We start from the raw sequence: 6,750 nt of genomic DNA, 5'->3' as shown, positions 1-6,750 counted from the left end.
GCCCCGGGCCGCACGGCCCGGGGCGCCCTCTCGTGTTCCCCTCGTTCCCGCGGCGCGGCGGGGTTCAGCGGCGCAGCGCCAGCAACAGCGTCCGCTGGGCCGTCGCCACCACCGCCGTGTCGACGAACCTCCCGTCCGGCAGCGCCTGCGCGCCCTGCTCCCGGGCCGCCGCCTTCACCACCGCCTCCGCCTGTTCGATCTCCTCGGCGGTGGGCAGATAGGCGCGCTCGATGACCGGGAGCTGGCGGGGGTGGATGGCCGCGCGCCCCAGGAAGCCGAGCGCCCTGCCGTGTGCACAGGTCGCGGCCAGGCCGTCCAGGTCCCGGATGTCCGGGTACACCGACTGGGCCGGAGGCGGCAGGCCCGCCGCCCGCGCGGCGACGACCACCCGGGAGCGGGACCAGTCCAGGCCCGTGTCACCGGGCACGCCCAGATCGGCCCTCAGGTCCGACTCGCCCAGCGAGATGCCCCGCAGCGCCGGGTGGGCGCGGGCGATGGCGTGGGCGTGCTCGATGCCCAGGGCCGTCTCCAGGAGGGCGTGCAGGGGCGGGGTGCCGGTGCCCGGGGCGTGCGTGCGGGCGGCGATGCCAGTGATCTGCTCCGGCGAGGTCACCTTCGGCAGGCGCAGACCGGACACCCCCGGCAGGGCGGCCACGGCGTGCAGGTCGGCCGCGACCAGCGGCCCGTCCAGGGCGTTGACCCGGACCTGGACGGGGACCTGCTGCGGCTGGGAGAGCAGCTCGGCGGTGGCCGCGCGGGCGTACTCCTTGCGGTCGGGGGCGACCGCGTCCTCCAGGTCGACCACCACGACGTCGGCGCCGCAGACGAGCGCCTTGGCGACCACCGCGGGGCGGTCCCCGGGGACGTACAGCCAGGTCAGCGGGGTCTCTGTCATACGGCGCCCTCCGCCCTCAGCTCGGCCAGCCGGGCCGGGCCCAGGCCCAGCTCGGTCAGCACCGCGTCGGTGTCCGCACCGTGCGGCCGGCCCGCCCAGCGGATCGCGCCGGGGGTGGCGGAGAGCCGGAAGAGGACGTTCTGCATGCGCAGCGGACCCAGCTCGGGGTCGTCGACGGTGGTGATCGTGCCGAGGGCCGCGTACTGGGGGTCGGTCATCACCTCGCGCACGTCCTGGATCGGGGCGACCGCGGCCTCCGCCTTGTCGAAGGCCAGCAGCACCTCCTCCCGGGAGCGCTCGGCGATCCAGGAGCCGACCGCCGCGTCGAGGACGTCGGTGTGCCGGGCCCGCTCGGCTCCGGTGGCGAACCACGGCTCGTCGATCAGCTCGGGGCGGCCGACCAGGTGCATCAGCCGCTCCGCGACCGACTGGGCGGAGGTGGAGACGGCGACCCAGCCGCCGTCGGCCGTGCGGTAGGTGCCGCGCGGGGCGTTGTTCTGGGAGCGGTTGCCGGTGCGCGGCTGGACGTGGCCGAGCTGGTCGTACCAGAGGGGCTGCGGGCCGAGGACGGTCAGGATCGGCTCGATGATCGCCATGTCGACGACCTGCCCCCGGCCGGTACGGTCCCGGGCGGCCAGCGCCGTCATCACGGCGTACGCGGTGGCCAGGCCGGCGATGGAGTCGGCCAGACCGAACGGGGGCAGGGTGGGGGGCGCGTCCGGTTCGCCGGTGATCGCGGCGAAGCCGCTCATCGCCTCGGCGAGGGTGCCGAAGCCGGGCCGGTGCGCGTACGGGCCGAACTGCCCGAAGCCGGTGACCCGGGTGAGGACCAGGCGGGGGTTGGCCGCGGACAGCTCCTCCCAGCCAAGATCCCACTTCTCCAGGGTGCCGGGGCGGAAGTTCTCGATGATCACGTCGGCCGTGGCGGCGAGCCGGAGCAGGGTCGCGCGGCCGCCGGGCTTCGACAGGTCGAGGGTGATCGTGCGCTTGTTGCGGGCGAGCAGCTTCCACCACAGCCCGACGCCGTCCTTCGACGGGCCGTGCCCCCGGGACGGGTCGGGTCTGGTCGGGTGCTCGACCTTGACGACCTCGGCGCCGAAGTCGCCGAGCATGGTGGCGGCCAGCGGGCCGGCGAAGAGGGTCGCGAGATCGAGGACGCGCAGACCGGTCAGCGGGGGATCGGTGCGCGGCACGGCCGGACGCGGGGTGCCGGGGGCGCCCGTGCGCGCGGTGCCGGTGCCGGGGGAGTCGGTGTGCGGGCCGCCGGAGGCCGGGGCGTCGGTCATGCGGTGTACCGTGCCTCGATCTCGGAGCGGTACGGCATCGACGCCGACGCCCCTTCCCGCTGCACGGACAGCGCGGCCGCCGCGGCGGCCCAGGTCAGGGCCTCCCGCACGGGCCGGCCCTCGCCGAGGGCCACCGCCAGCGCGCCGACGAAGGTGTCGCCCGCCCCGGTGGTGTCCACGGCACTCACCCGGGGCGCCGGGACGGTGAGCGGTTCGGCGCCCCGGGCCGCGTACAGGCTGCCCGCGGCGCCCAAGGTGACGACCACCTCCGGCACCTGGTCGAGCAGGGCGAGCGCCGCCTCGCGCGGGTCGGTGCGGCCGGTGAGGGCGGCGGCCTCGTGCTCGTTGGGGACCAGCAGGTCGACGGCGGCGAGCAGGTCGGGCGGGAGCGGCTGGACGGGGGCGGGCGTGAGGATCGTACGGACGCGGTGGGCACGGGCGGCGCGCGCTCCGGCGACGACGGCCCGCAGCGGGATCTCCAGCTGGAGCAGCAGGGCGTCGGCGGAGGCGACGAGGTGGTCGTCGGCCGGGGTGAGGTGGTCCACGGTGCCGTTCGCGCCGGGTACCACGACGATCGCGTTGCCGCCCTCGTCGTCCACGACGATGTGCGCGGTGCCGGAGGGGCCCTCGGCGGTCCGCAGCAGGCCGGTGTCGACGCGGGAGTCCTCCAGGGTGGAGCGCAGCCGGGTGCCGAAGGAGTCGTTGCCGACCGCGCCGATCATCGCGACGCCGGCCCCGGCGCGGGCGGCGGCGATGGCCTGGTTGGCGCCCTTGCCGCCGGGGATCGTACGGAACTCCCGTCCCGTCACGGTCTCCCCGCGCTGCGGGGCCTTCTCGACATAGGCGACGAGGTCCATGTTCGTGCTGCCGAGCACGACGATTCGGGTCATGGGCGAGATGCCTCCACGAGGGTGAGGTGGGCCAGGGTGTCGAAGCCGGTGCCGTCGAAGTCGCCGACGGAGGTGGAGAGGCGGTTCTTCAGGGGGGTGGTCCAGCGGTCGGGCAGCGCGGCGGGCGTGCCGGCGAGGAGGCCGGCGATGCTGCCGGCGGTGGCCCCGTTGGAGTCGGTGTCCCAACCGCCCGAGACGGCACGGCAGATGGAGCCGGTGAAGTCGCCGTCCGCGTGGGTGAGGGCGGCGGCGACGAGCGCCGTGTTGGGGATCGCGTGGACCCAGTGGTGGGTGGCCGAGTAACGGGCGTGGAGTTCGTCGACGACCGTGTCGAAGTCCGGCTGTTCCCGGGCCAGTTCGATGGCGTGGGTGACGGCACGGGCCAGCCGGGAGCGGGGCGGGACCACCGTCAGCCCCGTCCGCAGGCAGGCATGGATGTCTCCGCTGCTCGTACCGCCACCCACGCAGGCGTCGCCGAAGGCGGTCGCGATGACGGCCGCCGTGAACATCGCCGCGTAGACGCCGTTGGCGGTGTGGGTGAGGGTGGCGTCGCGGTGGGCCTGCTCGGCGGCCGCCCCGGGGTCGCCGGGGTTGGTCCAGCCGTGGACGTCGGCGCGGATCAGGGCGCCGATCCATTCGCGGAAGGGGTTGCGGTGCCTGGCGGTGTGCGGCGGGACGAGACCTGCCAGGAGGTTGCGGTAGGCCAGTCGTTCGGCGGTGAAGGTGCGGCCCGCGGGGAGCTCGTCCAGCCAGACGGTGGCGACGTCGACGGTGCTGAAGGACCTGCTGTGGCGTTGCAGCAACAAGAGGTTGAGCAGCGGGTAGTTGAGGTCGTCGTCCTCAGGCATGCCGTCGATGTTCTCGGCCAGCGAGGTGGGGGCCGAGCGGCGGTTCCAGGGGTGGGCGCGCAGCAGTTCGCCGGGGACGCCCTTGGCCGTGAACCAGCTGTTCAGCGGCCAGTTGCCGGTGGACCTGGCGAGGTTGCGGATGGCGGGCAGGGGGAGTTTCTCGACGGGCTTGCCCAGCAGGCAGCCGGCCGCTCGGCCCAGCCAGGCGGCCTCCAGCCGCAGCGGGCCGTCCGGGGCCGGGCGGCTGCCGCGCGGGGGCGGCGCGGGCCAGTCGGGGCAGCTCGCCCTGATCCCGGCCAGGTCCGTCGGTTCCTCGTCCGTCAACCTGCCGGGCAGGTCGGCGAGTTCGTCCAGCAGGTCCTCCGCCAGCTGGCGCAGCCAGCGCGAGGCGGGATCCGCCGACGCCCCCGCCCGCATCGGCGCGGGGTGGCCGCCCGCCGCCCGCCACCGGGCCGCGATCGCCGAGGCCTCCCGTCCGTCCTGGGCCGCCTGCCGGAGCTCGTGCCCCACCAGGTCCTCCGGCTGCACCCAGGTCAGCCGGAGCACCTCGGGCCCCCGATCTCGCAGAAGGCCGCCTCGTGGGCGCGGCGTCGGCGGACGTCCCGCTCGAAGATCTCCCGGGTCACCTCGGTGAGCGTACGGCCCGGCTCCCACAGGTCCAGCCGGCTGGCCTCGGCGACCGTCTTCGCCCAGTCCTCCGGCACCGGTGAGCCCAGCGCGCCCACCACCGCGCCCGCCATCGTCGCGATCGAGTCGCAGTCGCGTCCGTAGTTCACCGAACCGAGCACCGCCGTCCGGTAGTCGCCCGCCGACAGCACCACCATGCCCAGGGCGACGGGGAGTTCCTCGATCGCGTGCAGCCGGGACGGGCGGCGGGCGGCCAGCGACGGGGCGCGGTAGTCGGGGCCCACGGTGTCGAACGGGGCCACCGCCGCGCGCAGCGGGCCGAGCGCCGACTCGAACTCCGTGTACCGGGCGGCCGTCTCGCAGACCGCCTCGATCGCCGCGCGCGTGCCGTCCTTCGCCAGGGACAGACAGGCGGCCACGACCGAGTCGGGAGTCGCGCCGGGGGCGGCCGCCGCGGCGACGGCCGCCGCGAAGACACCGGCCGCCTCCCGGCCGTACGACGACTGGTGCGCGCCGGCGATGTCCAGTGCCTCCTGGTACGCGGCCGCCGGGTTGGCCGCGTTGACCAGGCCGACCGGGGCCATGTACATCGCCGCGCCGCAGTTGACGATGTTGCCGACGCCCGCCTCGCGCGGGTCGACATGGCCGTAGTGGAGGCGGGCCACCAGCCACTTCTCCGCCAGGAACACCCGTTGCAGGGGGAGGGCCTCCGCCTCCAGCTCCGGGATCCAGCGGGGTTGGGTCATCAGGTCCGGCACCAGGCGGTCCGTGATCGCGTACGCGTCCAGGTGGTCGCGGACCGCGGCGTAGACCCGGACCAGCGCATGGGTCATCAGGGTGTCGTCGGTGACGTGTCCGTCGCCCTTGTGGTACGGGGCGATGGGGCGGGCGGTGCGCCAGGCGTCGCCGTTCCAGGGGCCGACGACGCCGTACACGCGGCCGCCGTGGCGTTCGAGGATCTGGTCTGGGGAGTAGCCCTCGACGGGGCCGCCGAGGGCGTCGCCGACGGCCGCCCCGACGAGGGCCGCGGTGATCCGCTCGTCGAGGGGCGCCGCGTGACTTTCTTCTCCTTTGGGCGTCATGCCCCGAATCATCCTCCTGGTGCGGCCGGTTGCGTGGCTTCCAGGAGTTCGGCGAGTTCCACCAGGTCCGTGTCGGTGAGCCGGGGCAGTGCGCAGCCGGAGAGGGTGCGGCAGGTGGCGCGCCAGGACGCGGGGATCGCGGCGCCGCCGCCGAGGGCGCCGGTCAGGGCGCCGACCAGGGCCGGGGCCGAGTCCGCGACCCGGGACAGGCAGGCCGCGGCGGGGACCGCCTCCGCGATCCGGCCGTGCGCGGCGACGGCCAGGGCCAGGGCGACCGGGACGGTCTCCGCGGCGGCGATGCCGTAGCTGTAGACGTGATCGACGATCTGGTGTTCGAGGAGGGGTACGACGGCGAAGGCGCTGTCGGCCTCGCGGGCGAGCCGGAGCGCGTGCCGGGCGTTGCGGCCGATCTCCGTCTCCTCGGGCAGCTCGGCCAGCGCCGCGGCCACGCAGGTCTCCACCCCCGCGCCGGTGAGGGCCAGGGAGAGGGCCGCGGCCATCGCGCGGGCGCCGTGCACGCCGTCGCCGTCCTGGGTGTAGCGGGCGTCGAACTCGGCCAGTTCGGCGGCGAGCCGGGCGTCGCCCGGATGGGCCACGGCGAGCACACAGGCCCGTACGCAGGCCGCGTCGTCGAAGTAGTGCGGATTGTCGTGGCCGGTGGCGGGCGGGCGCAGTCCGGCGGCGAGGTTGCCGAGTCCGGCCCGTACGGAGATACGGGCGCGCAGGGGGAGGACCGCCGACTCGATCTCCGGGGCCCGGTCGGCCGCCGCCGCGACCTCGCTCGCCACGGCGTTCCAGGTCAGGTCGATGGCGGCCCGGGTGCGGCGCTCCCGGCCGAGGTCGCCGAGCACGCTGTCGTCGCCGGCCCGCAGTACGGCCTCGGCCGCGAACGCCGCCCACTCCGCGTCGTCCGAGGGGCCCAGGCGCAGTGGCTCCGGGGGCTGGTTGAGGGCGATGGGGACGGGGAGCGTGGTCGTCGCGTTCTGCTCCGCGAAGGTGTCCAGTTCGCGGGTGAGCCGACGGGTCCACTCCGGCATCCGGGCCGCGCGGTGCCGGGCGGCGGGCCAGCCGGCCGCGTCCCCGGCGGCGAGGCCGAGCAGCAGACCCTCGACGCGGCCGGCT

The 6,750-nt window shown here is 75.6% G+C and carries 6 protein-coding genes; all 6 read right to left on the bottom strand.

Going from position 1 to position 6,750, the window contains the following annotated elements; all coding sequences use genetic code 11:
* Positions 1-64: 64 nt before the first annotated feature.
* Positions 65-895 carry an HpcH/HpaI aldolase/citrate lyase family protein gene (locus FNH09_RS43285; RefSeq protein ID WP_152895355.1) on the bottom strand — a complete coding sequence of 277 codons (831 nt, stop codon included), beginning with the start codon at positions 893-895 and terminating at the stop codon, positions 65-67.
* The gene (locus tag FNH09_RS43280) at positions 892-2,181 is read right to left on the bottom strand and encodes a CaiB/BaiF CoA transferase family protein (RefSeq protein ID WP_238427442.1); all 1,290 of its coding nucleotides are present in this window, start codon (positions 2,179-2,181) and stop codon (positions 892-894) included. The genes FNH09_RS43285 and FNH09_RS43280 overlap by 4 nt, the downstream gene beginning before the upstream one ends.
* Positions 2,178-3,071, bottom strand: coding sequence for a ribokinase (gene rbsK, locus FNH09_RS43275; protein ID WP_152895354.1), 894 nt, complete (start codon positions 3,069-3,071; stop codon positions 2,178-2,180). Before rbsK ends, FNH09_RS43280 begins: the two co-directional genes overlap by 4 nt.
* The gene (locus tag FNH09_RS43270; protein ID WP_162469972.1) at positions 3,068-4,465 is read right to left on the bottom strand and encodes an ADP-ribosylglycohydrolase family protein; all 1,398 of its coding nucleotides are present in this window, start codon (positions 4,463-4,465) and stop codon (positions 3,068-3,070) included. Before FNH09_RS43270 ends, rbsK begins: the two co-directional genes overlap by 4 nt.
* Positions 4,453-5,628, bottom strand: a complete 1,176-nt coding sequence (locus FNH09_RS43265; protein ID WP_152895353.1) for an ADP-ribosylglycohydrolase family protein — start codon at positions 5,626-5,628, stop codon at positions 4,453-4,455. The genes FNH09_RS43270 and FNH09_RS43265 overlap by 13 nt, the downstream gene beginning before the upstream one ends.
* Before the next feature lie 8 nt (positions 5,629-5,636).
* Positions 5,637-6,750 (bottom strand): ADP-ribosylglycohydrolase family protein (locus tag FNH09_RS43260; protein ID WP_238427441.1); only part of this gene is annotated, 1,114 nt, incomplete at its 5' end.

This window comes from Streptomyces adustus (assembly GCF_009377175.1).
Classification (GTDB): Bacteria; Actinomycetota; Actinomycetes; order Streptomycetales; family Streptomycetaceae; genus Streptomyces; species Streptomyces adustus.
The sequence above is the reverse complement of the archived record's forward strand: the minus strand, read 5'-3'. Positions and strand labels throughout refer to the sequence as shown.

Excerpts from the sequence above, each read along its gene's own strand:
- FNH09_RS43285 (WP_152895355.1), bottom strand. The coding sequence starts at position 895 with ATGACAGAGACCCCGCTGACCTGGCTGTACGTCCCCGGGGACCGCCCC.
- FNH09_RS43280 (WP_238427442.1), bottom strand. The coding sequence starts at position 2,181 with ATGACCGACGCCCCGGCCTCCGGCGGCCCGCACACCGACTCCCCCGGC.
- rbsK (WP_152895354.1), bottom strand. The coding sequence starts at position 3,071 with ATGACCCGAATCGTCGTGCTCGGCAGCACGAACATGGACCTCGTCGCC.
- FNH09_RS43265 (WP_152895353.1), bottom strand. The coding sequence starts at position 5,628 with ATGACGCCCAAAGGAGAAGAAAGTCACGCGGCGCCCCTCGACGAGCGG.